This window comes from Dyella thailandensis (assembly GCF_050749815.1).
Classification (GTDB): domain Bacteria; phylum Pseudomonadota; class Gammaproteobacteria; order Xanthomonadales; family Rhodanobacteraceae; genus Dyella_A.
On record NZ_CP192735.1, the window covers coordinates 1,735,122 to 1,761,643 of the forward strand.

27 protein-coding genes are annotated in these 26,522 nt (G+C 67.0%); 17 read left to right on the forward strand and 10 right to left on the reverse strand.

The genetic code is table 11. The annotated features are described in order from the left end of the window. The first annotated feature begins 48 nt into the window (after positions 1-48). Positions 49-507 carry a hypothetical protein gene (locus tag ACQVBX_RS08055; protein ID WP_431637746.1) on the forward strand — a complete coding sequence of 153 codons (459 nt, stop codon included), beginning with the start codon at positions 49-51 and terminating at the stop codon, positions 505-507. On the opposite strand, the gene ACQVBX_RS08060 is transcribed toward ACQVBX_RS08055, so the two are convergent. Next, positions 504-1,244 (reverse strand): hypothetical protein, encoded by a 741-nt coding sequence (locus tag ACQVBX_RS08060; RefSeq protein ID WP_431637748.1) that lies wholly within the window; start codon positions 1,242-1,244, stop codon positions 504-506. The genes ACQVBX_RS08055 and ACQVBX_RS08060 overlap by 4 nt on opposite strands. Before the next feature lie 164 nt (positions 1,245-1,408). Then, positions 1,409-2,677, reverse strand: a complete 1,269-nt coding sequence (locus ACQVBX_RS08065) for an FAD-dependent oxidoreductase (protein WP_431637750.1) — start codon at positions 2,675-2,677, stop codon at positions 1,409-1,411. Positions 2,678-2,741: 64 nt separating this feature from the next. On the opposite strand from ACQVBX_RS08065, the gene ACQVBX_RS08070 reads away from it, so the two are divergent. From ACQVBX_RS08070 to ACQVBX_RS08110, 9 genes are all read left to right on the forward strand, one after another. Continuing rightward, the gene (locus ACQVBX_RS08070) at positions 2,742-3,638 is read left to right on the forward strand and encodes a class I SAM-dependent methyltransferase (protein WP_431637752.1); all 897 of its coding nucleotides are present in this window, start codon (positions 2,742-2,744) and stop codon (positions 3,636-3,638) included. A 128-nt stretch (positions 3,639-3,766) separates the two neighbouring features. After that, positions 3,767-4,114 (forward strand): PadR family transcriptional regulator, encoded by a 348-nt coding sequence (locus ACQVBX_RS08075; RefSeq protein ID WP_431637753.1) that lies wholly within the window; start codon positions 3,767-3,769, stop codon positions 4,112-4,114. After that, positions 4,111-5,013: an HAAS signaling domain-containing protein gene (locus ACQVBX_RS08080; RefSeq protein ID WP_431637754.1), complete on the forward strand. Its 903-nt coding sequence runs from the start codon at positions 4,111-4,113 to the stop codon at positions 5,011-5,013. Before ACQVBX_RS08075 ends, ACQVBX_RS08080 begins: the two co-directional genes overlap by 4 nt. An 87-nt stretch (positions 5,014-5,100) precedes the next feature. Further along, a complete protein-coding gene (locus tag ACQVBX_RS08085) occupies positions 5,101-5,655 on the forward strand; it encodes a peroxiredoxin (protein ID WP_431637757.1) in 555 nt (184 codons plus the stop codon). 121 nt (positions 5,656-5,776) lie between these two features. Beyond that, positions 5,777-6,622 carry an SAM-dependent methyltransferase gene (locus ACQVBX_RS08090; protein ID WP_431637758.1) on the forward strand — a complete coding sequence of 282 codons (846 nt, stop codon included), beginning with the start codon at positions 5,777-5,779 and terminating at the stop codon, positions 6,620-6,622. Between the two features lie 47 nt (positions 6,623-6,669). Beyond that, complete coding sequence (locus tag ACQVBX_RS08095; protein ID WP_431637760.1) at positions 6,670-6,972, forward strand: hypothetical protein; 303 nt, start codon at positions 6,670-6,672, stop codon at positions 6,970-6,972. A 110-nt stretch (positions 6,973-7,082) separates the two neighbouring features. After that, complete coding sequence (locus ACQVBX_RS08100) at positions 7,083-8,765, forward strand: GGDEF domain-containing protein (protein ID WP_431637762.1); 1,683 nt, start codon at positions 7,083-7,085, stop codon at positions 8,763-8,765. 357 nt (positions 8,766-9,122) lie between these two features. Then, on the forward strand, positions 9,123-10,847 hold the full coding sequence (locus ACQVBX_RS08105) for a GGDEF domain-containing protein (RefSeq protein WP_431637764.1): 1,725 nt from the start codon (positions 9,123-9,125) through the stop codon (positions 10,845-10,847). A gap of 40 nt (positions 10,848-10,887) precedes the next feature. Further along, positions 10,888-13,914 carry a sensor histidine kinase gene (locus ACQVBX_RS08110; protein WP_431637766.1) on the forward strand — a complete coding sequence of 1,009 codons (3,027 nt, stop codon included), beginning with the start codon at positions 10,888-10,890 and terminating at the stop codon, positions 13,912-13,914. A 66-nt stretch (positions 13,915-13,980) separates the two neighbouring features. Here ACQVBX_RS08110 and ACQVBX_RS08115 read toward each other — a convergent pair whose 3' ends face one another. Together ACQVBX_RS08115 and ACQVBX_RS08120 are read right to left on the reverse strand one after the other, a co-directional pair. Further along, positions 13,981-15,102 (reverse strand): hypothetical protein, encoded by a 1,122-nt coding sequence (locus ACQVBX_RS08115; RefSeq protein ID WP_431637767.1) that lies wholly within the window; start codon positions 15,100-15,102, stop codon positions 13,981-13,983. Positions 15,103-15,351: 249 nt separating this feature from the next. After that, positions 15,352-15,711 carry a carboxypeptidase-like regulatory domain-containing protein gene (locus ACQVBX_RS08120; protein ID WP_431637769.1) on the reverse strand — a complete coding sequence of 120 codons (360 nt, stop codon included), beginning with the start codon at positions 15,709-15,711 and terminating at the stop codon, positions 15,352-15,354. Positions 15,712-16,013: 302 nt separating this feature from the next. On the opposite strand from ACQVBX_RS08120, the gene ACQVBX_RS08125 reads away from it, so the two are divergent. The 3 genes from ACQVBX_RS08125 (at position 16,014) to ACQVBX_RS08135 (ending at position 17,982) form a co-directional block, all read left to right on the forward strand. Then, entirely contained in the window at positions 16,014-16,760 is a 747-nt protein-coding gene (locus ACQVBX_RS08125) for a glutathione S-transferase family protein (RefSeq protein WP_431637771.1), read from the forward strand. Positions 16,761-17,031: 271 nt separating this feature from the next. Then, positions 17,032-17,475: an SRPBCC family protein gene (locus tag ACQVBX_RS08130; RefSeq protein WP_431638138.1), complete on the forward strand. Its 444-nt coding sequence runs from the start codon at positions 17,032-17,034 to the stop codon at positions 17,473-17,475. A gap of 150 nt (positions 17,476-17,625) precedes the next feature. Beyond that, positions 17,626-17,982: a DUF1428 domain-containing protein gene (locus ACQVBX_RS08135; protein WP_431637773.1), complete on the forward strand. Its 357-nt coding sequence runs from the start codon at positions 17,626-17,628 to the stop codon at positions 17,980-17,982. A gap of 274 nt (positions 17,983-18,256) precedes the next feature. Here the strand turns inward: ACQVBX_RS08135 and fosX are convergent, their stop codons facing one another. Continuing rightward, positions 18,257-18,658 (reverse strand): FosX/FosE/FosI family fosfomycin resistance hydrolase, encoded by a 402-nt coding sequence (gene fosX / locus ACQVBX_RS08140; protein ID WP_431637775.1) that lies wholly within the window; start codon positions 18,656-18,658, stop codon positions 18,257-18,259. 176 nt (positions 18,659-18,834) lie between these two features. Between fosX and ACQVBX_RS08145 the strand changes: the two genes are divergently transcribed. Continuing rightward, positions 18,835-19,776, forward strand: a complete 942-nt coding sequence (locus ACQVBX_RS08145; protein WP_431637777.1) for a diguanylate cyclase — start codon at positions 18,835-18,837, stop codon at positions 19,774-19,776. Positions 19,777-19,890: 114 nt separating this feature from the next. Here the strand turns inward: ACQVBX_RS08145 and ACQVBX_RS08150 are convergent, their stop codons facing one another. The 3 genes from ACQVBX_RS08150 to ACQVBX_RS08160 all read right to left on the reverse strand — a co-directional run bounded on the left by ACQVBX_RS08150 (position 19,891) and on the right by ACQVBX_RS08160 (position 22,773). Then, positions 19,891-20,703 carry a helix-turn-helix transcriptional regulator gene (locus ACQVBX_RS08150; RefSeq protein ID WP_431637779.1) on the reverse strand — a complete coding sequence of 271 codons (813 nt, stop codon included), beginning with the start codon at positions 20,701-20,703 and terminating at the stop codon, positions 19,891-19,893. A gap of 363 nt (positions 20,704-21,066) precedes the next feature. Next, positions 21,067-22,125, reverse strand: a complete 1,059-nt coding sequence (locus ACQVBX_RS08155; protein ID WP_431637781.1) for a hypothetical protein — start codon at positions 22,123-22,125, stop codon at positions 21,067-21,069. A gap of 183 nt (positions 22,126-22,308) precedes the next feature. Next, positions 22,309-22,773, reverse strand: a complete 465-nt coding sequence (locus ACQVBX_RS08160; protein WP_431637782.1) for a hemerythrin domain-containing protein — start codon at positions 22,771-22,773, stop codon at positions 22,309-22,311. 199 nt (positions 22,774-22,972) lie between these two features. Between ACQVBX_RS08160 and ACQVBX_RS08165 the strand changes: the two genes are divergently transcribed. The 3 genes from ACQVBX_RS08165 (at position 22,973) to ACQVBX_RS08175 (ending at position 24,642) form a co-directional block, all read left to right on the forward strand. After that, complete coding sequence (locus ACQVBX_RS08165) at positions 22,973-23,206, forward strand: hypothetical protein (protein WP_431637783.1); 234 nt, start codon at positions 22,973-22,975, stop codon at positions 23,204-23,206. A gap of 230 nt (positions 23,207-23,436) precedes the next feature. Then, a complete protein-coding gene (locus ACQVBX_RS08170; RefSeq protein ID WP_431637784.1) occupies positions 23,437-23,919 on the forward strand; it encodes a VOC family protein in 483 nt (160 codons plus the stop codon). 69 nt (positions 23,920-23,988) lie between these two features. Next, positions 23,989-24,642 (forward strand): glutathione S-transferase family protein, encoded by a 654-nt coding sequence (locus ACQVBX_RS08175; protein ID WP_431637785.1) that lies wholly within the window; start codon positions 23,989-23,991, stop codon positions 24,640-24,642. A 17-nt stretch (positions 24,643-24,659) separates the two neighbouring features. On the opposite strand, the gene ACQVBX_RS08180 is transcribed toward ACQVBX_RS08175, so the two are convergent. Then, positions 24,660-25,046, reverse strand: coding sequence for a hypothetical protein (locus ACQVBX_RS08180; RefSeq protein WP_431637787.1), 387 nt, complete (start codon positions 25,044-25,046; stop codon positions 24,660-24,662). A 29-nt stretch (positions 25,047-25,075) separates the two neighbouring features. After that, positions 25,076-26,341, reverse strand: a complete 1,266-nt coding sequence (locus ACQVBX_RS08185; protein WP_431637789.1) for a glutamate carboxypeptidase — start codon at positions 26,339-26,341, stop codon at positions 25,076-25,078. Positions 26,342-26,522 lie beyond the last annotated feature (181 nt).

Sequence of the window (26,522 nt, forward strand, 5' to 3'; positions counted from 1 at the left end):
ACGCCGCGCTAGGCTCGCAGCGTCGATGACCAACAGGGGGTGGACGACATGATCGAGACCTTCCAGCACGGCACGCCGATGCAACTGTGGCAGGCGCTGGTACATGAGGCCGGGCAACGCGCCGGGCATCCGCTCGACGAGACGCGCGAGAGCTATCTGGTGTTCGTGCTGCTGCGCTTCCAGCGCGACGCGCAGCTGCTCGCCCACACCCATGGCGTGGACTGGCTCGACGCGCTCGAACTGGCCGGCACCGCCCGCGGCGATGCGCTGCGCGATGTCGGTGACCGCTGCCTGCTCGTCGCCGGCCTGTTTCCGGACGTGGCCGAACGCCGGCGCGTCAGCGTGGGCTACTACGTCGACATCGGCCGCGCCGCCTATCAGGGCGTGGCCGACGCCGGCCGCCGGGCCACCGCCGCGCTCTACGAGCAGCTTGCCCAGAGCTATCGCGAACTGGTGCGCACGCTGTCGGCGATGCGTCGTCTCGAATCGGCGATGCTGCCGCGCTAGGGCGCGCCGAGCATCGCTCGCACCATTGCGGGTGAAACCAGGCAGGTTCGTGGCCGCGCATCCGGATTCACCCGGAAAAAGCCGTCCGCACTGGGCATCTGGGTATAGAGCGCGCCGCCCACGCAGGGCGCGCGCGTCGGCAAGCGGCCGGTTACCGACTGCCAGCTGCGCACGGCCAGCAGGGCCGTGGTGGCGCGGCCGGGATGCTGCCCATCCGGCGCCAGCCAGTTCGTATCGGGCTGGGCCGCACGCAGGACGAGCCAGGCATGGCCGATGGGGATATAGGTCGCCTGCATGCGCCTGGCGATCATGCGCTCGCCATGGATCAGCGCGGGCTCGACGATGGGATTGACCTGCCAGGTACCCAGATAGAACACGCGCGCGCCGCCGGCCCGGGCGGCAGCGGCCAGTTGTGCGCTGGCTTGCGCCGCCGCCGACAATTCCCGACAGACGCTGCTTCTGGGCATGCACACCGCGTCACCGCCGCGCTCCTGGAACACCACGTCGGTATAGCGACCGCGCGCCAGCAGGCGCGCCAGCATCGGATCGTCCAGATCATCCAGCAGGCGGGCACCGGGCCGAGCGAACGCGTCCACCGCAACCGCCTCGCCCGGCGGCGCCAGCGAGGCAAATGCCGCCGGCAGGTTGTTGAAGTAGGTCAGGCTGTTGCCCACGAACAACACGCGTCGATCGGCAGGCGCCGCATGCAGCGAGGAGGCCAGCAGCAGCATCGTCATCAGCCAGCACCACGTTGTCCGTCCCCGCATGCCGCACCTCCCGTCGTGATCCTCGTCAGGACGTAGTGACGCCCACGCGACCAGGCAAGCCTGCGCAGGGGCCCCACAGCCCGCACCTTCGCCCACGGCGGCCCATGGCATGGCCGCGACGGGCCATGGCAGCGTCAGTCGAGCTCCAGTGCGGGCGTGGCAGCCTCGTCGGTCGCCATCCCTCGTTTCTCCAGTTGCCGGAGGAACGGCGGGGGCAAGACAACCTTGCCCAGCCACCCTCGCCGGGTACCGGTAAGCACGCGCAGCATCTGACCGCGCCCGCCGGGCAGGCGCGAGAGCGGATGGAACAGCGCATCGCGCAGCGCCGGACCGAGTTTTCGTTCGGACTGGAAGAGCGGCGTCAGCCACCGGCTCCAGAAGTGATAGATGCCGATGTGGTCGCGGCGTTGGGTCTGGTATCGGGCCAGCGCCTCGGCCGTGGGCACCGGCAGGCGCAAGGCGTCGCGCAGTACCAGTGCATCGAGCAATGCCATGTTGACGCCCTGCCCCAGTTGCGGGCTCATCGCGTGCGCGGCGTCGCCGAGCAGCACCGCGCAGCCCCGATGCCATCGACGATGCGCCGTATCGCGATAGCGCGCCGGTGCCAGAGCGCGCGGCACGTCGGTGGACGCCAGCCAGTCGGCCGCCTCCGGCCAGACCGCCGCGAGCCCTGCGTGCCACGACGAGGCCGTGTCCGCGCCGGCGTCGAGCGCGGCCACCGGCAGGCTCCAGAAGAAGCTCATCCGGGGCACGGGATCGTCCGGCCGGGTGCCGACGGGCAACATACCCGCCATGCATCGCGCCGCCACGTAACGCTGGCGCAGCTCATCTGCCCACGGCCAATGCCGCTGCTCGACCAGGCACCACTGCGCGCCCCAGGGATACGGACGATCCAGCGTGGCCGGCGCGATCTGTCCGCGCAGCGACGACGCCGCACCATCGGCCACCACGACGAGATCGAAGCCAGCGTGGATGCGCCCCTCGGCGTCGATGAGGCGGCCTGCCTGCGTGTCGACCTCGACGATGGCGCACCCCGCATGCAGGCAACGGCCGTCCTGCCACGCCGCGTCGAGCAGCTGGAACAGCGCCCCGCGCTGCAGGCCGAGTCCGAACAGGCGCCGGTCCAGCTCGGCATAGCGCATGTCCATCACGGCGCGCCCCGCCGCCGTCTCGCCGAACAGGCGGGCGATCGGCCGGCCGTGCGCGAGCACCGCATCGAGCAGACCCAGCTCCCACAGCACGTGCAGGCCGATCGGCTGTAACAGGAAGCCGGCGCCGACCGGGCCCGGATGCGGCACCCGCTCGAACACCTCCACCGCATGACCGTCGCGCGACAGCAGCAGCGCCGCTGCCTGGCCGCCGCTGCCGTAGCCCACCACCGCAATCCGCAGACGCTTGCCCATCCGTGCCCCTTGGCATCCTGACTATCACAACACGCGCCCGTGCCGGCGCGCCGCCTGGGCTACCATGCCGGCCCTCCCGTCTTGCCACGTGCCGAGCTTATCGGCCCCGGAGTCCTTCTTGGCACACTACATCGGCCCCCTGCTGACCCGCGACACCGGCGCAGCTTTGCTCGACGCCGCTCGCCGCGGCGCCACAGGGTGGCAGGGCTCGCTGGACCTTGGCCGCTCGACCGGCCAAGCCACGCTCGGCACCGACACCTGGCAGTGGCGCGACCTTCACTACCCCTACCCCGGCAAGCTCAAGGACCGCACGATCTACTGGTGGGATGGCGAGGAGTTCGCGCCCGTCTCGCGCTTCTCCGGATCGCTGATCAAGCTGGTGCCGACTGAGTGGGGCGCGCCCACGTTCGAGATCGATGGCATCAAGATGCTGCCGACCTCGAAGGAGTCTCCGTTGGACGATGCACGCCGCAAGGTGGCGTTGGTCGAACCACGCGGCAAGACGGTGCTCGACGTCTGCGGCGGCCTGGGCTACTTCGCGGCCTGCTGCCTGGAGGCGGGCGTGGCGAGCATCCGCTCGTTCGAGAAGAACCCCGACGTGCTGTGGCTGCGCACGCTCAATCCGTGGTCGCCCGATCCCGACACACCGGCCAGCGGCGGACGCCTGCAACTGATTCACACCGATGCCATCGAGGCTATCGCCGGTGTCGCCGACGGCTCGATCGATGCGCTGCTGCACGATCCGCCGCGCTTCGGAATCGCCGGCGAGTTGTATTCGCTGGCGTTCTACCGCGAGCTGGCGCGCGTGCTGCGACGCGGCGGCCGCTTGTTCCACTACACCGGCAGTCCGAACCGCCTGACCAGCGGCCGCGATGTACCGCGCGAGGTCACCCAGCGCCTGCAGCAGGCCGGTTTCGACGCGCACCCCGCGCTGGACGGCGTCTTCGCCACGCGCCGCTGATCCCGGCACCGACGGGCCGTCCTTCTACCCATCAGCAGTTGAGCAGGGTGTGACGGCGTCCAAGGCGACCGGCCGTTGACACACTGTGTGATACACAGTACGGTGCATCACACGTTACGAGGTGATGCATGGTCAACGCCCGCGAATCCAACACCGCCAAGCTGGAACTCGAGTTGCGCCGCGGCGCCCTGGTGCTGGCCGTGCTCACCCAGTTGCGCCAGGCGCAGTACGGCTATTCGCTGCGCCAGGCGCTGGCCCAGCGCGGCATGGCCATCGAGGAGGGCACGCTCTATCCGCTGCTCCGTCGTCTGGAGAGCCAGGGCCTGCTCGCTTCCGAATGGCGCATCGAGGAAGGGCCGCCGCGCCGCTATTACCGACTCAACGACGCCGGCGAGGCGCTGCTCGCCGAACTGACCGCCAGCTGGAACTCGCTCGTGGGGACCATGGCCGGACTTCTGCAAGGAGATGGGGCATGAATGCGAACGATGTAATCGAGGCATACGTGGCGGACGTCATGCGGCGCCTGCCGCGCAGGGACCGCCGCGAGATCGGACTGGAACTGCGCGGCCTGCTGGCTGAAATGCTCGCCGAGCGCAGCGTCGGAGCGGTCCCGACCGATGCACAAGTGCTTGCCATGTTGCAGTCGTTCGGCACTCCGGCCGAGGTGGCCGCGCGCTACCGCCCACCGGGCATGCTGATCATCCCGGCCGAACAGAGCCGCTCGTTCGCGGTGATGTCGCTGGTGGGTATCGCGCTGCAATGGGCGCTGACCCTGCCGCGCGTCTTCCAGGACCAGCCGCTGGTGACGTGGTGGTTCAGCTGGGGCCTGGGCGCGCTGTGGTGGCCCGGCTTCATGGCCATGAGTGCACTGGCGGCTGCCTGGCTGCGCCAGATCGGAATGACCCGTACCACTTGGCGACCACGCGTGGTGGATCCGGACCGGGTGAATCGCGCTGCGATGGCCTTCGGCCTGGCCGGCTTCGCCGTGGGCGTGGCCTTCATGGTGGCCCTGCCGTGGATCGTGCAGGTGATGCCCGAACCCTGGCCGCAGCGGTTCGCGTTCGCGCCGGAGTTCCTCCAAAGCCGGGCGTGGCCGGTACTGGTGCTGTGGCTGGGCAACTTCGCCCTGCTCGCTGGCGTGCTTTCGCGCGGACGCTGGTCGGCGACGACGCGCTGGCTGGAGCTGGGGTTCGATATCGCGTGGCTGATCCTGCTCGGCTGGTGGCTCGCCGGCGGCGCCATTTTCCAGACGGCCGCCGCCGACGAGGGCGCGCGAGGCGGCCTCGGGCTGGTGATGCTGTTCGTCGCCGTGGATCTCGTGCTCAAGCTGTATCGCTGGCAGCGCCGGCTCCGCCCGTTGCTGCCGGCGCGCTGACCGGCAACACCAGGCGGTGGCGTGCATCCCTCGCCATGGTTCTGGCGTATAACCACGGTTCGCAAATTCCTCACCCGGAGCCCACCCATGCGATTCCCCGCCAAGCTCGCCGCCCTCGTCTTCGCCCTGGCCGGCGCCGCCACGCTCTCCACCCCGGCCACGGCCGCGCTCAAGGAAGGCACCCAGGCCCCGGACTTCACTCTGCCCGCCTACCTGGCCGGCAAGCCGTTCACCTTCAAGCTCGCCGATGCGCTGAAGAACGGCCCAGTGGTGGTGTATTTCTTCCCCGCGCCGCACACCTCCGGCTGCAACGTGGAGGCACACCTGTTCTCCGAAGCCATCGACCAGTTCAAGGCGCTGCACGCCACGGTGATCGGCGTCACCGCTGGCAACCTGGACCAGCTGGCGGCCTTTTCCAAGGAAACCGAGCACTGCGGCGGCAAGTTCCCGGTGGCCGCCGACAAGGACGCCGTCATCGCCAAGAAATACGACGCCACGCTGCTGATGCGCCCGGGATGGTCGGACCGCACCTCGTACGTCATCGATTCCACCGGCAAGATCACCCACGTCTATTCGGCGCTCAGCCCGAACAAGCACGTGCAGGAAACACTGGCTGCGGTGAAGGCGATCGAGGCGAAATAGCCGCCGGCGGATGGCTATCCATGACGGCGCATCGGCGACGATGCGCCGTTTTTGTTTGGCCGTCCGCCCGGAGTGTTTCACGCCGCTTATACATCCGCCGCGAATGCCCTACCATCACTGAATGCCCCAGTCCGAGCCCACCATCACCGTTTCGACCAAACGCGGCAGCATTGCCTGCGTCGGCCTCGGCATGACCCTGGGCTCACACCTCACGCCCCTGGCCCGCAGCCACATCCAGCAAGCTGACGTGGTGTTCGCCGCACTGTCCGACGGCATCGTCGAGCTCTGGCTGCAGCGCATGCACCCGGATGTGCGCAGCCTCCAGCCGTATTACGCCCCAGGCAAGTCGCGGCTGAAGACCTACCGCGAATGGGTCGACCTGATGATGGCGGAGGTACGGGCGGGCAAGCGGGTGTGCGCCGTGTTCTACGGCCACCCCGGCGTATTCGCCTGGTCGCCGCACAAGGTGATCGAGGCCGCCCGGGCAGAAGGCTTCACCGCTCTCATGGAGCCCGGCATCTCCGCCGAAGATTGCCTCTATGCGGACCTCGGCATCGATCCGGGGCGGTTCGGTTGCCAGCATCTGGAAGCCAGCCAGCTCCTGTTCTATCACCGCAGGATCGATCCGTGCGGGTATCTGATCCTGTGGCAGGTGGGCCTGGTCGGCGACCTCTCACTCAAGCGCTTCAGCACCGGCCCAGCCTACCGTCAGGTGCTGGTTGATCGACTGGCCGAGGATTATCCCCTGGACCATGAGGTCATCGCCTATCGGGCGCCTACGCTGCCGATCGAGCAGCCGCGCATTGTGCGAGGGGCAGTGCGCGATTTACCACTTATGGCGATCACGGCCGAGGACATGGTGGTACTGCCTCCGGCTGCACAGCTGAAGGAGAATCACGCCATTCGGGAACGCCTGGACGCTCTCAATGAAGAACCGGCTGGCACTGGAACGGCGAAGTCCGCCTGACCGTCCGGTCGTTACGCCTACCGCTTTACCAGGACAGGGGGAAACACATGTCGGACACCATCGACCTACTTGAACGTATCGGCCAGAACGCAACGCTGCGCCATGCAGACACCGCCGAACTTGCGGCTACGCTGGAAAAGGAAAACGCATCCGCCTCGCTGCTGGCGGCCGTGGCCTCGAGCGACCGCTCCCACTTGGCCGAAGAACTCGGCAACAAGTCGAATGAGCCTCCGCAATCGACGAATTTCCCCGGCCATGAAGAAGAGCCGGATGATGACGAAGACGATAGCGTTGAAGCCCCGGAGCATCCCACTCCTGACCGCCGCAGAAACTCGCCCGACCGGCAGTAAGCCCGCTCATGCGAAGCGCACGGCGAGGAGGGCGCCAGCGAGCCACCTGGGCAACTCTGTTGTTGCTCTGTGCATTGCTGCCAACTGTGCATGCTGCCGAAGAAACGCAGATGGCGGACGCAGGCGCCTACCTTGACCAAACCGAAGCGCTGCGCAATACGGACTACAAGCAGTTCGTCCAGCACTTGGCACGGATTCACCGCGAATCATCCCGACTGACCAAGGTCCAGCAGGCGCAGTTGCTTTATCTGGATGCGCAGAAGAGCACCCTCGACGGTGACTATGCCGCGGCCGAAAGCCAGCTTGAGCGTGTGGTCAGCCAGTCATCCGATCCAATTCTGGTGGCCAAGGCGTCGGCAGCGTTGATGAACAACCTGGCCACCAACCATCGCTACGAGGACGCGTTCAAGCTGGCCCACCAGCTCACGCTCGATCTCCCACGCATTCAGGACAGGGCCACCCGCTTCAGGGTGCTCGGCAATCTTTCGCAGATGCTGAATTTCGCCGGGGAACCGGACCTGGCAATCAAATATGCCCACATGATGGAGGACACGATCCCTGAGGGCATGAACCTGTGCTACCCACGCGCAGCCTTGATTGCCGCCCTGTGGAGCGCCAAACGGCTGAAGCCGGATAGTCCAGAGCTGCACGAAGCCGCTGCCTCATGTATTGCTGCGCATCAACCGCTTGCCGTGAACACGGCGAAGCTGATCGCCAGCTCGCTCTACCTGGGTGAGAAAAAGCCCTCCGAAGCACTGGCAATGCTCGACCGGATGGCGGACAGCATACGTACCAATCACTACCATCCGCATGAACTGTCGGCGCAGGTACAGCGTGCCGAAGCGTACGAGTTACTGGGAAACGAAGCCGCTGCAAAGAGGGCCGCCCTGGCTGCAGTCAGTATGGCTAGTGCAGGCGAGTCCAGCGACTACCTCGCGGTGGCGTATGGCGTGCTTTACCGTATCGCCAAGCGCAGTCACGACCCTGCCCAGGCCCTCGCCTATTACGAACTTTACGTGGCGCAGAACAAGAGCTCGGTGGACGACGCCGCCGCGCAGGCGCTGGCTTATCAGACCGTCCAGCAGCAGGTGCTCACCCGCCAGCTGGAGGCCGAGGAGCTGAACAAGCAAAACAGTCTGCTCAGATTGCAAAGAGCACTTGATGCAAAGGCCGCCGAGACCAGTCGGCTGTACATCACGCTGCTGATCATCACTCTTGCAGCGATTGCTTTATGGCTTTTCCGTACATTGCACCTGCAACAGCGCTTCAAGCGCATGGCGACCCGCGATGGGCTTACCGGCATCTATAACCACCAGCACTTCATGAGCGAATGCAGCCGGCGGCTTCGTTTGCTGCACAAGCGACCGGCTCAGGCGTGCCTCATCTGGATCGACCTGGACCACTTCAAGCAGATCAACGACACGCACGGCCACGCCATCGGCGACGCGGCGCTACGGCACAGCGTGGCGATCTGCCAGCATCAACTGCGCCCAGGCGACCTGCTCGGACGGCTCGGTGGAGAGGAGTTCGGGGTTCTAATGGCCGATTGCCCGCGCGAACAGGGGATTGCCATCGCTGACCGCATCCGCCTGGCGATCGAAAGTCATCCACTGCAGTCGGATGGTGCGTCGGTGTCGATTTCTGCGAGCATCGGCGTGGCGTGCACCAGCAACTGGGGTCACGATCTGCAGCAGCTGTGTCGTGCCGCGGACGCCGCGCTTTATCGAGCCAAGCGCGCCGGCCGCAATCGGGTAGTGGCAAACGTCGATGAACGCGCCGTTACTTACGCCTGATGTCATTCGCTTTTTGCCTCGCCGCTCGCATCGCCCTGCCACGGAGGGAAGAGCGCAAATGTCGCTGACTGCGCACACCGGACATGCAGGCGCTTTCTGTCTTGCCGCGGAATCCGTGCTGTCCGGAGTCCGCGCGTGCCATGAGGAGTCGACCACGCTCGATAAAGGGTGCCCTTGGATTCTGGCGTTCGCCATGCCCCCCAATGGCGGACTAAAGCGTAACTCTGCCCCGGTCTGTGACGAGAGGCGCCGGAACGACTGCAGGCCAAGCCAGGGGCTTGCCGACTGCAGTGAGCTGGCACCGGGATGAGCGTCCGTCACACCGCCCAGCGCTCCTTGCCTCTGGCGACTTGGCTCATGGCGCTGGGCCTGTGCGCGGGCGTTATTCCGGCCAGGGCCACGATTCGCCACCCCGGCGCTTTCCTCAATGAAACCGAGCGCCTGCGAATTCGCGACCACCGCCAGTTCGCGAAACGTCTGGCGCAGATCCATCGTGAGGCACCACGGCTGACCCCAGCGGAACAATGGCATTTGCGCTACCTGGACGCTTTCGAAACGACCTTGCAGGGAGATTACGCCGCAGCGGAGAAGCCGCTTCGCGCGGTGATCGAACACTCGGGCAATCCGGTGTTAGCCGCCAAAGCCTCCGCGGTGCTATTGAGCAACCTGGCCATCAGTCACCGCTACGAAGACGCCTTCAAGCTCGCGCATCAGCTGTCAATCCAGTTGCCGACCCTGCACGACAGGGCGGCACGCTTCATGGTCCTGGCCAATCTTTCGCAGATGCTCAACCTGGCCGGACAAACCGAATCGGCACTGCAGTACGCGCGAATGATGGAAGACACCATTCCGGCCGGCGGCAGCTTGTGCGATCCCCGCTTCAAACAGATGGCCGCTCTGTACAACGCGGAAAAACTGACAGCCTCCAGCGCCGCACTCGAAGAAACGGTCCAACTCTGCAAGGCCGCCGGGCAACCCATCATTGCGGCCGCCACGGAACTGATCATCAGCACGCTGGACCTGGAGGAACACCATCCCCGCAGGGCCCTAGCGCTGCTTGACCGCATTGCGCCAAGCCTGCAGAACAATCGCTACTACCCACATTTACTCTCGGCGCAGACGCAGCGCGCCCAGGCCTACGAGCAGCTTGGCCGCGACGATGAAGCGCGCAAGACAGCTCTGGCCGTCCTTGCGAATGCTCATCCCGGCGAGGTCAATAACTTCCTGACCGACATCTACGAACTGCTTTACCAGCTCGCCGAGCGGCATGGACAACCGACAGCGGCGCTCGACTACTACAAGCAATACGTTGCCCAGAAGCAGGGCGCGCTCGACGATGCCGCCGCCCAGGCATTGGCGTATCAAACGATCCAGCAGCAGGTCCTGACTCGCGACCTGGAAGCGGCCGAGCTGGGGCGGCAGAACAGTATCCTGAGATTGCAGCGCGCCCTCGACGCTAAAGCCGTCGAATCGACTCGGCTATCGATCGCCCTGCTGCTGCTCATGCTTGCAGTCGTTGCGCTATGGCTGGTGCGCACCCTGCGATCAAGGAGGCATTTCAAGCAGCTAGCGTCGCGCGACGCCCTCACCGGCATCCTCAATCACCAGCATTTCATGAACGAGTGCAACCGCCTGCTACGGTCGCTCGAGACACGGCCAGGCCATGCTTCCCTGGCCTGGATCGACCTGGATCATTTCAAGCAGATCAATGACACCCACGGCCACGCGACTGGCGACATCGTATTGCAGCACGCGGTCCAGCTATGCCGCGCACAACTTCGTCCCGGCGACCTCTTCGGGCGACTGGGTGGCGAGGAGTTCGGTATTCTGCTGAAAGACTGCTTACGCGACCAGGCGATCGCCATCGCCGACCATATCCGTCATACGATCGAGGTCCACCCGATGGTTTTGCATCGCAGCGTGGTATTTCTTTCCGCCAGCATCGGCGTCGCCTCTACCAGCTCGTCCGGGCATAACCTGCCCGATCTCTGTCGCGATGCGGATGCTGCGTTGTACCGGGCCAAACGTGCTGGCCGCAATCGCGTGGTGGCGGCTACGGACGGCGGCGCACTCGCGGTCTGACCCAGCTCGACAGGGCAGCGCTTTCAGGCACTATTTGCCGATGTCCGATCGCCTGCTCCGCGTGCTGGCCCTGGTCCTGCTGGCCTTCGCCGCCCCGGCGGGCGCGCTGGACCGCGACCGCAGCATCGCGCAGTTCCACCACACCGCCTGGACCGCCCGTGACGGTGCGCCCAGCCAGATTTCCGCCCTGGCGCAAACGGCCGATGGCTACCTGTGGATTGGCAGCGCACGCGGCTTGTACCGCTTCGATGGCGTTCGCTTCGAGACACTGCAGCCGCCGCCGGGCCAGTCGCTGCCCTCGTTCAACGTATATGCGCTGGCCACGACCCATGAGGGCGGGCTGTGGGTCGCGTTTCGCCCGTCGGGGCTGGGGTACCTTGCGCACGGCCACCTGCAGGTGTTCGAAGGTGCGCAGATTCCGCGCTCCATCGTGTACACCCTGACCGAAGACGGCCAGGGCCGGATCTGGGCCGGCACGGCGGACGGCCTGGCCCTGCGCGAGGGGACGAAGTGGGTGGATGCTGGCGCCTCGTGGGGCATGGCGCGTGCGCGCGTGTGGTCGATGCTGGCCAGCCGCGACGGCGCGCTCTGGGTAGCCACCACGGCGGGCATCTACGTGCTGCCGCCCCGTGCGAAACAATTTGTCCGCGTGAACGACGCCCTCGGCTCCGTGCACCGGATGGCCGAGGCACCCGACGGCAAGATCTGGGTCGCCGACGAAGGGCGTGTGTCGATCGACCGGTATGACTCGCACAGCTACGCCGTAGCACCCGTTGTCGACCCTGCCATCGACGGCACCCAGATCAACGATTTCATGTTCGACCGGGACGGGAGCCTGTGGATCGCGCTCACCCGCGACGGCATCCGGCGGGTCCGCCATCCCGAACGCCTGGACGACGCCAGCGCCGTGGCCATGGACACCTACAAGCAAGCCGATGGACTGACATCCAACGCGATCGGCCTGCTGCTGGAGGATCGCGAAGGCAATCTGTGGGTGTCCACCCTGCGCGGACTGAACCGGTTCCGGCACAGCCAACTGGTACCCGTGGCCCTGCCGCCGAGCCAGCAGAATTTCACCCTCGTGGCGGACGGCGACGGCACGCTGTGGGTGGGTGGCACCACCTCGCGTGGCGTGGACCGGATCGACAACGCCGTCGCGGCAGGACTCACCGCGGCAAGCCTGGTGCCAGGGTCTCCGGCAGGCCTGGGCAGCGTGTTCACCGGCGACCGGGCCCGCACCGGCGACGTATGGTGGGGCGACTATGGCGGCGTGTGGCGCCAGCGCGGAAGCCACTTCCTGCGCTTCCCGTCGCCCACGGGCATGAAGAAAGACTGGGCCTGGGAAGTGATGTCCAGCGGTGGCGACGGCCAGCTCTGGGTGGGCTACGGCGACGACGGCCTGTGGCGCATTGACGGCGATGGCAGCTGGCAACGACCCGCCACACCCGCGGGCATGCTCGAACGCGCACCTAGCGCCAGTTTCACCACTGCGAAAGGCGACCGCTGGTTCGGCTACACCGCCAATCGCGTCGCCGTGCTGAGCGGTAGCACGCTGCGCAGCTACGGCGTGCACGACGGGCTGCAGATCGGACGCATCCGAGTGATTCGCGGCGGTGGCGATCCCATGTGGTTGGGCGGCGAGACCGGGCTATCGATGTTCTCGCACGGGCGCTTCCACACCGTGGCGGTATCCGGCGTGCCGGCACTGGGCACCGTGTGCGGCATCATCCCCAGTCGCTCCGGCGACCTGTGGTTGAATGAGCTGCACGGTGTGGTGCACATCGACGCGGCCGAGGTAAGCGCGCTGCAGGCCGATCCCACCCACGTGGCGAAGGCGGAGCTGTTCGATTATCTGGATGGCCTGCCCGGGGCGCCGCAGATGAACTGGTGCTCGTCATCCGCCGTCGAAGCCAGCGACGGCCGGCTCTGGTTCGCCACCGACAATGGCCTGGCCTGGCTCGACCCACACCGGCTATGGCGCAACGAGCTGCCGCCCCCAGTCTACATCCGCGGGCTGGTCGCCGATGGCAAGTCCTACGCTGCGGATGCCACCATCGCACTGCCGCCGGGCACGGCGAACCTGCGGCTGGATTACACCGCCCTGAGCCTGACGATGCCCGAGCGGGTGAACTTCCGTTACCGGCTCGATGGCCTGGACAACAACTGGCGCGAGGCGGGCACCCGGCGCGACGCCAGCTACACCCACCTCGGTCCGGGGCGCTACACCTTCCATGTCATCGCCAGCAACAACGACGGCGTGTGGAACACCCGCGGCGCGCAGATGGCGTTCGAGATCCGGCCGGCCTTCTACCAGACCGGCTGGTTCCTGCTGCTGTGCATCGCCGTCGGGGTCGGTGCGGTGTTACTGATGCTGTGGCTGCGTACCGAACAGATTCGATCCATGCTGCGCGCGCAGATGGAGGCCCGCCACGGCGAGCGCGAGCGTATCGCGCGCGAACTCCACGACACGTTGCTGCAAGGCGTGCAGGGGCTGATCCTGCGGGTGCATGCGGCGACCCGCTCGCTCGGCGACGACCACCCTGCCCGCCGATCGATGGACCGCGCACTGGACCAGGCGGAGGAGATCCTGGTGGAAGGACGCGACCGACTCGGCGAGCTGCGCGCGGGTGCTCCAAAACATTTCGACCTGGCCGCCGCGCTGGCCAAGCTGGCCGACGAACAACTGCCCCACATCGAATTCGGCATGACCGTCGAAGGCCTGGTGCGACCGCTGGCGCCCGAGGCGGGCGACGAGATTTACCAGATCGGCCGCGAAGCGATCCTCAACGCCATGCGCCACGCGCAGGCGAGCGCCATCCACTGCCGTCTGTCGTATAGCTCGCACGAGTTCGTGATGCGCATCCAGGACAACGGCAAGGGAATCGACCCGGCAGTACTCGACGGCGGCCGTCGCTCGGGGCATTGGGGCATGGTGGGCATGCGCGAGCGCGCCACCATGCTGCACGGCCAGCTCAGTATCGGGGCGGGCGACACCGGCGGAGTGCTGATCACGCTGTCGGTGCCCGCGGGCATCGCCTATGCCAGGCGACTGGATCGGGCCCACTGAGGCCGGGTCCGTCGGGGAAGATGCGCATCGTGCCACCGCGACATGTCAGCGCCACGGCGCCCGAGCTCAGTATCGCAGCAGGGTCAGCACCACCTCGAGCACGATGAGCAGCACGATGGCGATCTCCAGCCATTCCGACCGCCAGCTCGATGCCTCTTCGTACAAGGCCGCGTAGGTGTCGCGGATGATCGCCAGCTTGCGGTCCACCGAGGCGCTGAGCGCGGGGACGCGGAACAGCCCGAGCGCCGCGCTGTAGACGCGTGCGAGGTAGACGTCCTCGGTGACCTGCAGAGCGTTGTCCACTTTTTCGGTCAGCTCGGTAGCTTCGGCCACCAGCATGTGCAGCCCGCGCGCGAGGTGGGCGAAGCGACGCGCGGCGAGCAGCGATCCCGCGCCGCGTGCAGCCTGCACGCGCGCGTACATGCGCGGCAACTCGTCGTCGAGCAGCGCGTCGTAGTAGCGGAACTCCACCAGCTGCGCATTGGCCACCTCGATCACGTCGGCCACGTCCGAGTCGCCGCGCGGCTCATAGATGAAGGCCCGATCCCACGTGAGCAGCACCAGGTCGTCTGCGTAGTAGGAATGACTGTGCGCCAACAGATCCCGGCGCGCCGCGTCGGACAGTTTGCGCGTCTCACCGGAAAGCAGCGCGGCCAGGTCGACCCGCTCGCTCAAAGCGCTGGCCTCGAGCGGCTCACTGAGCGACCGGACGGTGCCGAGCAGATAGTCCTCCTGCAGTGAGGCGTCCGACGATGGCCGATCCAGGGCCTGCACGATGGCCGCACACAGGCTCGCACGCATCTCCAACCAAAACGCGTCTGGGGCCGCCGGACCCAGCGCCCTGTCGAGCGCGTTGAAGCGTGCGGCGAAGGTGTTCCAGGCCACGTCTTCAACGGCTACCCGCACCGCAAACGCAGCCACGCCGAAGTCGTACAGGCGAACGCTGACCCGGCCCGTCACCGGCTCGCCCTCCAGCAGCAGGTTCACCGGATCAAGCGGCAGCTCCAGCGGCGGCACGCCGAAGGCCAATGCCTTGGGTGGCGCGGTGCTGAGGCGGGTCCGCCGTCCCTCGTCGGCGTACGGGAACCAGCACAGTTCAGCACGCGTGAGATCGATCGCGTAAGCGATATCGAACAGCCGCCACGCGACCAGCTCACCCGACCGCACCGTGATGGAAGATTCCGCCACCGCACGTGCTCCACGCACCCATGTCCGTCGAGATTAGGGCGACGCCAGAGGCTACAGCTGATGCACGTCAAATCGGCCCGGATAAGAGCCAGAGTGGTGACCTCTCCCGCCTTAATAAACCTGGGCGCGAGGAGCTTCTGCGTTGACGCAAAAAAGCCCGGGACCTGGCGGCCCCGGGCTTGCCGGAATAACAGCTGGATTTATTCGGGCACCAATCATCCACGAGCGGCGACTGCGTCCCCCGCAAGATCACTCTTTGCCGGCAGCGCCGTCGAGATCCACCTTGATTCCACGTCCCACCACGACCGGGACGTTCCGGTGCTGCAGAACAGGCTTGCCGTTTTCCTGCAACGTGATCGTGTAGGTTCCTACCGGCAGCGCACGAAGCGCATAGCGGCCATTGGAGGCGACGTGAACCTCGCGCTGGACTCCGGTGGAGGTGCTCACCGCGGACACGGTATCGCCAGCGGGCGCCTTCCCAAACACCATGCCCACTGTGGACTGCGCCCAAGCCGCACCCGAACCGGCCAGGCCGCAAACGCCGAGAACGGCGGTCAGCACGAGGCCCAGGCGGCGCGGAGCCGAACTGATTGAAGACTCTGTATTCATAGGATGACCTGCTTCCGTTGCGTATCGATGTGGGGCGTGAGCCTGCCAGGGGTTTGGCGTACAGCTCACGATGCGCGTTGGAAGGACGTGGTGACACGCCCTACCTGCAGCTGCCGTCGAGACACATCTCGCGGCGGCCGTGCGCAGCCTACTTGCAGCGCGGTCAGCTGCCGAAGGGCCAGAGGTCATGCTCTGCGCGCGGCTTACGCGTCCCGCCGTGACGTAGGACTCCGCCCTGCTGACAGCACGTTGTCAGCAGCTCTCGGGCACATTGCGCGCGACCGTCAACGCAAGGATCGCCCGTGTCCGCATCGCCCATCACCCTGCACGTCACCCGCGCGGCCTTCGGGCTGCCCGATACCAGCCCGTTTGTGATGAAGACCGAGGTCCAACTGAAGATGGCCGGGCTTGCCTACGAGCGGGTTGCGGCCATCCCGCCGCAGGCGCCGAGTGGCAAGCTGCCTTACATCGTCGATGGGGGCGAAGTCGTTACCGATTCCACATTCATCCGCGCCCACATCGAGCGCGCCTATGGCGCGGATCTCGATGCCGGGCTGGATGCCCGCCAGCGTGCCGAGTGCTGGGCCATCGAGCGCACGCTCGAAGACCACCTGTACTTCGCCATGGTCTGGTTTCGCTGGATCGACCCGGCCAACTTCGCCAAGGGCCCGGCGCAATTCGCCAGCGGCGCCAGCGAGGCAGAACGCGCGCAGATGCGCCAGGCATTGCAGGAGCGCAAGCGCGCGGACCTTCATGCACAAGGCATCGGCCGCCTCACACCGGCCCGGATCGCTGAGGCCGGCGAACGCTCCATCGATGCACTGGCGCAGTTGTTGGGCGCTCGCCACTACTTCGGCGGCGAGCGGCCGGTCGGCGTCGACGCCACTGCACTGGGCGTACTTGCTGGCGTGGCGACCCCGTTCTTCGATACGCCGCTGCGACACGCAATCGAGGCGCGCCCCCGGCTGCTCGCCTACGTGGCAAGAATGATGCAGCGCTACTACCCCGAACATGCCTGGCACACGGCGGCAGACGCGCAGCACGCCTGAGTCGCAGCGCCTCCTCATGGCCATAGGCAGGCTCAGCGCAGCCAGGTGATCTCCCGTCCGAAGCAGCCTAACCACGCCGGCCCCAACATCGCGCATGCCGCGCGTAAGAGGACCGGTACACGCGGGGCCCTCCCTGCGCGGCATGGCGCACATGCGGGAACCGTCTCTTACATCAGCGGCGCGAGTGGATGCCCCCAATGGCCTGTCGAATTTCGTCGTCACCGCCCGTCGTGTGCTTGAGGACCTCTCCTCCATGACCCAGGAAGCTGCCATGCCGAATACTGTCCGCCTTCACCGCGTCCTGCGTGCTCCGCCCGAGCGCGTCTACCGTGCGTTTCTCGATGCCGATGCCATGGCCAAATGGCTGCCGCCGAACGGCTTCACCGGAAAGGTGCACCACCTCGATGCCCGCGTGGACGGCAGCTACAGGATGTCGTTCACCAACTTCGCCACCGGCGAGAGCCATGTTTTCGGTGGCACCTACACCGAACTGGTGCCCCACGAGCGCATCCGCTACACCGACCGCTTCGACGACCCGGCGCTGCCGGGTGAGATCGCCGTCACCATAACCCTGAAACCGGTGGCCTGCGGCACGGAACTGCAAATACTGCAGGAAGGCCTGCCCGAGGCCATTCCCGTCGAAATGTGCTACCTGGGCTGGCAGCAGTCCCTCGTCCTGCTCGGCAAGCTGGTGGAAGCAGAACCCTCCGCTTGATTCGGCCAGTTACGAAGGTGTCTATGCAGACGGGCGGACTGCGACTCGCGTGGCGATGTCGCGGTGGCGATGTCGATCGACCGTGCGCCCGCTCGTCGTCCTGGTGAGGGGCCGCCAGCACGGCCGCCCCGCCTGCCGAAGGAGAACGTCATGTCCTACATCGATGGTTTCGTGATTGCTGTCCCGTTGGCCAATCGCGAGCAGTTCCTCGCCCACGCCCGCAGGTTCGACCCGATCTTTCTGGAGGTCGGCGCGATCCGCGTCATGGAGTGCTGGGGTGACGACGTGCCCAGCGGCAAACTCACCGATTTTCGTCGTGCAGTGCAGGCCAAGGACGACGAGGCGGTGGTGTTTTCCTGGGTCGAGTGGCCTGACAAGGCCACGCGCGATGCCGGCGTGGAGAAGTTCATGAAGGATCCGCGCATGAGCGACGCCAGCAACATGCCGTTCGACGGCAAGCGCATGATCTTCGGCGGCTTCGCACCGGTGGTCAGCCTGCCGAAGTAGCGCGGCGGCTACCGCTCGATATCGCCATCCCGGCGGGGCGTGCTGGGTCGAAGCGGCGCACTTGTCAGCGCCGCGAAGGGCTGCGTTACGGGGAACCCAGGCACGCGGAGCCGATCACCACCCGCTACATGACGGTCTCGCCATCAGCTCGCTGACGCTTGGCATCCGCCGGGACGGCACACAGCCGTGTGAGCGAGGCACGCCGGCGTGCCGCTTGTCGCCGTTGTAGTCCTTGGGCCGTGAAAGGCGTCCCATGGCCAGCGCCGCCGCGCACTCACGGCTGGGCGTAGCGTGCTAGGCGCTGCGCCAGGGTTCCCGTGTGAAGCTCGAACAGGTGATTGTCGAAGTCATAGACGTAGAGGGACTGCCCCTCGCCTTCCACACGCGCACGCGGCGGCCTGACCTCGGCGCCCAGTGCCTCCAGCCGCTGCCGATACAGCTCAAGCTCCGGCTCCGCCACCTGAAAGGCGACGTGCTGATACGAGCGCTCCACGGGCGGCGCTCCCTCCATCGCCGCCAGCCAGACTCCGCCGAGCAGGAAGAACTTCTCCCGCGACAGCGAATAGTTGCGCCCTGCGCTGTCGTAAACCTCCTGCGCCCCCAGCCCCTCGCAGAGGAAGGCCGCCATGCGGTCGAGATCGCGGACGACAAACGTGATGTGACTGATGCCTTGCACGAACACTCCCCAGCGCCAGATGCCGCGCCAGGCAAGCGTACCTGAGCACGGCCGCAGTCTCTGCGCCCCGTCGCTTCGCCTCGCGTACAGCGCAAGCCAAGCTGCGTTCAACAGATGCCCGCGACGATGCCACGCCGCCCACATGCTGCTTGGTGGCGGCACCAGCGCGCCGTAGCATGAGCAGCAACTGTTCAAGAGGCCGAACCGTGGGGCAAACGACGTTCTTCGCCGACCGTGCCGCGATCCAGGCCGGGCTGCAACAGCTGGACCTGGCGCTTCGGCGTCACCACCAGTGGTACGACGCGATCATCCGCACCCTGGTCTGTCGGCTGCCCTACGACAGCGACGATGTCGCTGCGGATGCCCATCGCCGCTGCCGCTTTGGCTCGTGGTACTACCACGATGCACCGGACGTCCTGCGACGGCATCCGGGTTTTGCCGCGATCGAGCAGGAGCACCAGCGGATGCATCGGCTGGCGTCGACGCTGCTCGGTTCGCTGGATACCGCTCAGCCCGTCGCCGCCGTCGACTTCGACGCCTTTGCGCGCGCCCTGGAAAGCCTGCGGCTGCAGATCTTCACGCTGCGGGGCGACATGGAGAACGCGCTGTACAGCCTCGACGAGCTGACCGGCGCGGGCAATCGGCTGGGCATGCTCGGCGTGCTGCGCGAGCAGCAGTCGCTGGTGGACCGGGCGGTGCAATCATGCTGCGTCGCGATGATGGACATCGACCACTTCAAGCGCGTCAACGATACCTGGGGGCACCTGGTCGGCGATCGGGTGCTGGCCGCCGCAGCGCAGTACTTGATCGTCAACCTCCGGCCGTACGACAAGCTGTTCCGCTACGGCGGCGAGGAGTTCCTGCTGTGCCTGCCGGACACCGACCTGACCACCGGCCACGCGCTGGTGGAGCGCCTGCGCGAAGGGCTGGCCGCGCAGAAAATTCCAGTCGACGGACACGCCCCGATCGGCGTCACGATGTCGTTCGGCGTCGCGCGGCTGGAGCCGGCGCATGCCGTCGAGCAGGCGATCGCACACGCCGACGAGGCCATGTACGAAGCCAAGCGCATGGGCCGCAACTGCACCCGCGTATGGGCCGATGGCAGTCCGGCACTCTAGCCCGCAGCAAGATCGGCAACGCGCGGACGGGGCGCATGGCCCGCGTGCCTCGTCATCCGCCGCGGCCTGATTGGCGCGAGCGTGCGCACGCTGCAAAGCCACCCAGTGCCGCACTCACGATCCCGTCTTGGGTTCCTCGGGCACGAGCATGCTCGGTGCCAGGCCGATCATTCGTCGGCAGGTGCGCGTCAGGTGGGCCGCATCGGCGAAACCGGCATCGTGCGCGGCCTCGGTCCAAGAGCGCCCCTGAAACGCAAGCGTCATCGCCCGCTCCATGCGCGCCCACAACAGCCATGCGCGCAGCGACGTGCCGGTCTGGCTCACGAACAGATGGCGGAAGCGACCGGGTGACAGGTGGACCTGGGCGGCCACATCCTCCAGCCGTACCTTTTGGCCAAGGCGCGGGCGCATCCACGCGAGTGCCGCGGTGATACGCGGGTCCTGGCTGGGCGCGGTGGCCGGATTACCGGCTAGACGACAGATGGCCCCCTGGGCGAAGCCAGCCATCAGCGCATCGCAGGTGCCCGCGACGTAGTGCACGTGCAGATGCTGCACGGCTTCGTGAACCTCCCAGTCGGCCAGCAGCGCAACGTCGGAACCGGCGAACCGCCGCTGCAAGGCAGCGCCGCGAGCAGACGTCGGTTCCACGAAGAGCGTGGCGATGACCGCGCCGCGTCCATCGAACCGGTGGCGGCGATCCGGCATGGCGACCATGCCGCGAGTCGGGCGCCAGTCCTCCCAGCTACCGGCCAGCACACGAAAGCCGCCTTCCATCGCCAGCGAGATCTGGATCGCGTGGTGGGCGTGGTCCTGCACCTGGCCAAGATGGCGGCCGATCCACAGGCTGCCGCCGGGCCAGCCGATGATCCGGCCAATGCCAGCCACCGGGCGCCGGTGTGCCTGATCGTCGCGGTCGACAGTGGCCATCGGTGCCCATCCGGTCAGCCCATAGATTCAAGATCGCCAAAATCAGCCTAGCCAGAATGCACACCGCAGGCCAGATCGGCCCTGTCCTCCCCCAACCTTTGGAGCTTCCCCCATGAACGACCAGACCACCCTCTGCCCTTGCACCGATTGCGTGGGTGCCGCATGCACCTGCGGCTGCCAGATGCCATCGCCCGTCGCCTCGACCTGCCCGTGCGGCTGCCAACAGGGCAAGCCGTGCCAGTGCGGTTCCCGCTGAACCATTCGTGGCGAATGACTGCCACCCATGCGCGTCGGCCACTTTGATAGTGGCGAAGATGTCGACGACAGCGTCGGCATCTTCGACGCGGTGTGGTTCGCCCCGCGCTACCGCGCTGGCACCTTCGCGCGCGGCGGCCACGGCGCGGCGCGCCAGCAGGCGTGATAGAACACCTTCAACTTGGCGTAGGCGCCCCACGGGTGCAGGGTGAAACCGTCGCGGAAGGCGGCGCTGCGGCCGTCGACCCACGCCCCCACCGACCCGGCGAACAGCAGGTCGACCAGTTCGGACGGTGGGAAGTTGCGGCGGATCACCAGCATGTCGCCCTCGGCGCTCACTCCATCGTTGGCGACCAGCATGGGGCGCCCGTTCAACTCCAGGTACGAACGGGCACCGCGCGCCACGACCTGGCGGGCATGCAGCGCTCCCACCCGCTCGTAAGCCGCAACCAGCGTCTGCCCGGGGCGGCAAGTCACCGTGAGGCGGTGCTCGCCCTTGCGGTCGACCTGGCGCAGATCCAGGGTCGGCGTGGCGGAGAGGATGTCGTAGCTGGCGGTGGGTGGCAGGCGTCCATTGTTCGTCGCGCCACTCTTCTCAAGACGCTCGGCACTGAGCCACAGCACCGGGCCGGGGGATGTGCCCGGAGCTGGTGCAAGATCGCCCAGGTCCACCTGCATCTGCGCCAGATATCCGCGCACCGCAGCCGGCAGTGCCGGCGTGGCGCCTTTCGGCAGGGTCAATCCCAGCCGATCGGACCCGCTGGGCGCCCAACGGTAGAGCCCGCCGAAGAACGCGTAGGCGCAGGCGTCCACGCACTCCGCAGTGCGGCTGGCGCCGGCATGGGGGAACGTCTTGCGCGGCGCACTCAGATGGGTGGCCATGCCGCCCTGGCGGATCAGGCGACCCAACGCCATGCCGGCATCGGCCTCCCCTTCGCGTGCATCGAGATAGACGTCTGAACCGGGCGCGATGCGCCCGGACTTCATCAATTTCTCGAACCGCCGGGGCGCATCGGCATCGATGCGACCGTACAGGTACACCTGCGGATGGCGTGCTACCGCCAGGGTAAGCCGATCGTTGAGCACGTGGATGTTGAGCCGCGCAGCGGCGGCATGGGCGGTGAGGCTACCGATCGCCAACAGGCCGCCGCTCGCACCGGTCATCATCCACCGCCGCCATCGCCCTTGATCCACTCCAGGCCTCAGGGCGGCAGCCCACTTCATCCGACGGTCACCCATCGTCGCTCCGCTCGTCCAAACCACGCAATGTGAACGACGCCGGGTGTCCTGCGGATGAACACACCGGCCTGCGCTCGTGCCGCCACCGAGGCGATCGCGCCCGGCTGCGCGCTAGGACTTCAGCTGCTTAACCAGCTCCGCCTTGCGGGTGGCCATCTGCTCGCCCAGGGTGGCGAGCTCGGCCGAGCTCAGCAGCTTCTTGGCTCGCGGGAACATGTCCTTCTCTTCCTCGTCGGCGTGATGCTCGACCAGTTCCTTGAGCACCTTCGCCCGGCCGGAGAATTTCTCGCTGTCGACCGCCGTCTCCAGCAGGTCTGGCAGCACCAGGTCGCCGGCGGCGCGATGCTCTTCCAATGCCTCGAAGTACATCTGGGCGTCGTCCGAGGCGTTGCCCTTGTCCTTGAACGCGGGATAGAAAATTTCCTCCTCGATCGTGGTGTGGGCCTTCAGCTCGACGCGGATCTTCTCCAGCAGCTCCTTGCGCTTCTTCAGCGCGCGCGGGGTGGTGTCGGCCAGTTCCGACAGCAGGGCCTCGACGGTGTCGTGGTCTTTCTTCAACAGGGCAATCGCGTCCATCGGCAGTCTCCGGTCAGGTGGGGCGCCACAGCGTTCCAACGCGGCGGTGAAAGGGCCGTACACCGTGCATCGCGAAACGGATCACGCGCTGGAAGCGCATCGATTCCCGCCCGTCAGTCGGTGGCACGAACACAGACGGCTCATGCGCCCGTCGCCATGCTCGTCCCGCCCCGTCCGCTGTTCTAGGAACCCCACCCGCATGGATTACCTCGACCTTATCCAATGGCCGGCCATGGCCGTCACCGTCATCGCTGCCTGGTACGTCTCCTCGCGCGCCCGTACCCGACGCGGCATCGGCTTCTGGTGCTTCCTCGCCAGCAACGTGCTCTGGATCGTCTGGGGCTGGCATACCCACGCCTACGCCCTGATCGTGCTGCAGTTGTGCCTGGCGGGGATGAACATCCGCGGCGCGCGCAAGAACGAGGCCGCGTGAGCGCGCAGAGAGGCGCGTGAAAACCGCGACCGCGCGGCTCAGGAGTGGGAAGCGGCCACCGCCCTCCACATAGATCATCTCTCACGAGCCTTCCGACAGCCGGCTCTGGCACGGGGAGACGTCATTGGCTTTCGGGGGGAACGAAACCGCCGCGTGCCCGTGTGTCGATCTGCGCCGCTATCGTTCGTCGAAGGACAGGAAGCACCCATTCCTCGACCAGGAGAAAGCGCATGATCAGCAAGAACACCATCTGCCTGTGGTACGACGGCGCCGCACTGGAAGCGGCAACGTTCTATGCAGCGACCTTTCCGGACAGCGCAGTGGGCGCGGTGCACCGCGCACCGGGCGACTACCCCGCCGGCCAGCATGGCGACGTGCTGACCGTGGAGTTCACCGTGATGGGCATTCCCTGCCTGGGGCTCAACGGCGGCCCCAGCATCAAGCACAGCGAGGCGTTCTCGTTCCAGGTGGCCACCGACGATCAGGCCGAGACCGATCGCCTGTGGAACGCCATCATCGATCACGGCGGCCAGCCCAGCGAATGCGGCTGGTGCAAGGACAAATGGGGCCTGTCGTGGCAGATCACCCCGCGCGCCCTCACTGCCGCCTTCACCGATCCGGATCGCGTCGCCGCCAAGCGCGCCTTCGACGCGATGATGACCATGCAGAAGATCGACATCGCGGCCATCGAGGCGGCGCGGCGCGGCGATTGATTATCTCCGCCGCAATCGATCCTGCCCCGTCACCAGACACGCTCACACCACCACTCAAGCGGACCACCCATGACCCCCACCATCACCGCCTTTGAAAGCTCCCCCGACCGCGGCCAGGGCCTCGCGCGCGACATGCGCGTGCGCTGGGCACTGGAAGAGGTGGGCCTGCCGTACCACGTGCGCCTGCTGTCGTTTGCAGCGATGAAGGAACCGGCCCATCGCGCGCTGCATCCATTCGGGCAGATTCCCACCTACGAGGAAGGCGATCTGGTGCTGTTCGAGTCCGGCGCCATCGTGCTGCACCTGGCGCAGCATCATGCCGGCCTGCTACCGGAGGATGCCGCGGGTCGCTCACGCGCCATCACCTGGATGTTCTGCGCGGTCAACACGGTGGAGTCGCCGATCCTCGAGCTGCAGACGGCGAAGTTCCAGGAGGGCGACAAGCCCTGGGCGAAGGAGCGTCTGCCGTTGGTGCTCGATCGCATCCGCGCCCGACTGCACGAACTTTCCCCGCGCCTGGAGACGGTGGAGTGGCTCGACGGCCCCTTCAGTGTCGGCGACCTGATGATGGTCAACGTGCTGCGCCGGGCGCGCCCGTCCGGTCTGCTGGACGAGTTCCCCCACCTGGCCGCCTACGTCGCCCGAGGCGAGGCGCGGCCGGCCTTCAAGCGCGCGTTCGACGCCCAGCTGGCGGTGTTCAACGGCGGATCGGCCGCGACATAGGCCGGCCCGCAATGCCGTTACGTCGAAGACGGTGGCCCGGCGCGTTGGCGCCGGGGCCACTTCGCCCGCGCCTCCAGAAAGAACGATGCCGCCACCAGGGCACTGCCGAGTGAACCCAGCAGCAGGAAGAACGGGTTCTCGAACACGCGGTCGGTGAAGTCCTGCTCCTGCAACTGCAGGCGCAGCAGCTGGATTTCCCGCGCGATCGCGTCGGTGCGGGGATGATCCAGCGCAGCCGCGGCGACCGCGTCCATGCGCGCACGCGCCTCGGCCATGCGTGCGCGGGTTTCCAGGTTGGCGCGGTGCTCCTTCAGGCCGACCGCGAGGCTGGTAAGCAACACCAGCGCAAAACCCAGGCCGCGCAACAGGGGCGGCAGGTGATCGTGCGTGCGCGGACGGTCCATCGCGACTCCTTCGGCAGGCGGGTGACGGCTCACGGCGACGACGCCCTGGCGCCCAACTCGATCAGCATTCTCGCGGCGAGGTACAGCCGTGGCGGAATGGAGTCGATCTCGATGTACTCGTTTTTCGCGTGATAGCCCCAGCCGGCCAGCCCCAGGCCCTCGAGCACGGCGGCGTGCCCGGAGCGCCCGGCAAAGCCGGCATCGGTGCCGCCGTTGGTGCCCGGGTGCATGAGCAGGTGGCGGCCATCGAGTTCGGCGTAGATGCTGCGGGCCATGTCCGCCAGCGCCTCGCCCTTCGCTCCCGCCACGTAGATTGGGCGCCGCGCCACCAGGGTGACCGTGGTGGTGGTGTCCGGCACCAGCGGGTTTTGCCGCACCCGGGCCTGCAGCGCCGCCTGCAGTTTTTCGTTGGCGCCGGGCTCGGTGACCCGCACGTCGCCGCCCGCCCGGGCGCTCTGCGGAATCTGGTTGCGCACCGAGCCGGCTTCGGCGGTAGTCCAGTTGAGCTGGGCGCCCTTGACCCCGGCGGCCACGTCGCGCGTCGCCAGCAACTGGTGCGCCAGCTCGATCAGCGCGTTGCGCCCCTGCTCCGGCGCCGCCCCGGCGTGGGCCGCGCGGCCCTGCACGGTCATCGTCACCTCCGAGGTGCCCGCGGCGCTGAGCAGCACGCCCTCGTCCTTGATCACCGCCTTGGCCGGCGAGGGCTCGAACGACAGCACCACGTCGTGCTGCTGCGCGAGCCGGGCGATGGTTTCGCCCGAGCCGGGCGAGCCGGTCTCCTCGTCGGGATTGAACAGCACCGTGATGCGAGCGTAGTTGTCCCACTGCTGCGCACGCAGCAGGGCGAGCGCGTGCAGGATCACCGCCACGCCACCCTTGTCATCGGCGATCCCCGGGCCGTACAGCAGGTTGCCGTCGCGGCGATACGGCTCGCTCGTCAGGATGCCGCTGTCGTACACCGTGTCCATGTGCGCGATCAGCATCACCTTGAGTGCGCCCTTTCCTTCGAACACGCCGCGCACGAGTTCCGCGCCACCCGTGGCCGACGGGATGCGGTCCACCCGCGCGCCTAGCGCGCGCAGCCGTCGGTCGAGATAGTCAGCGATCTTCGCCAGCCCCGCGCGATCGGCCGAGCCGGATTCGATCGTCACCAGGTCATGCAGCGTGCCGATCACCGCCGGCTGCTCGGCTTGCGCCGCTTCGCGCAGGCGCGCGTCGGCTCCGGATGCATGGGCCGTCACGCAGACCGCCACCAGCCACGCCGCCATCCACCACTTTGTGTTCGACCTGCCCATGTCTCGCCTCCCCAGGAACGCCCCACTCGCGCCGGCAACGGACGACATCGCCGCTGCCCTCGATCACGTTACGCCCCGCCGGCCGTTCCGGATGCGACCAGCAACGCATGCCGGTGTCGACGCGGCCAGCGGCCTAAAGCACACCCTGTCGGCCCGGCGCTTGTCGAAAACGCGGGGCGTC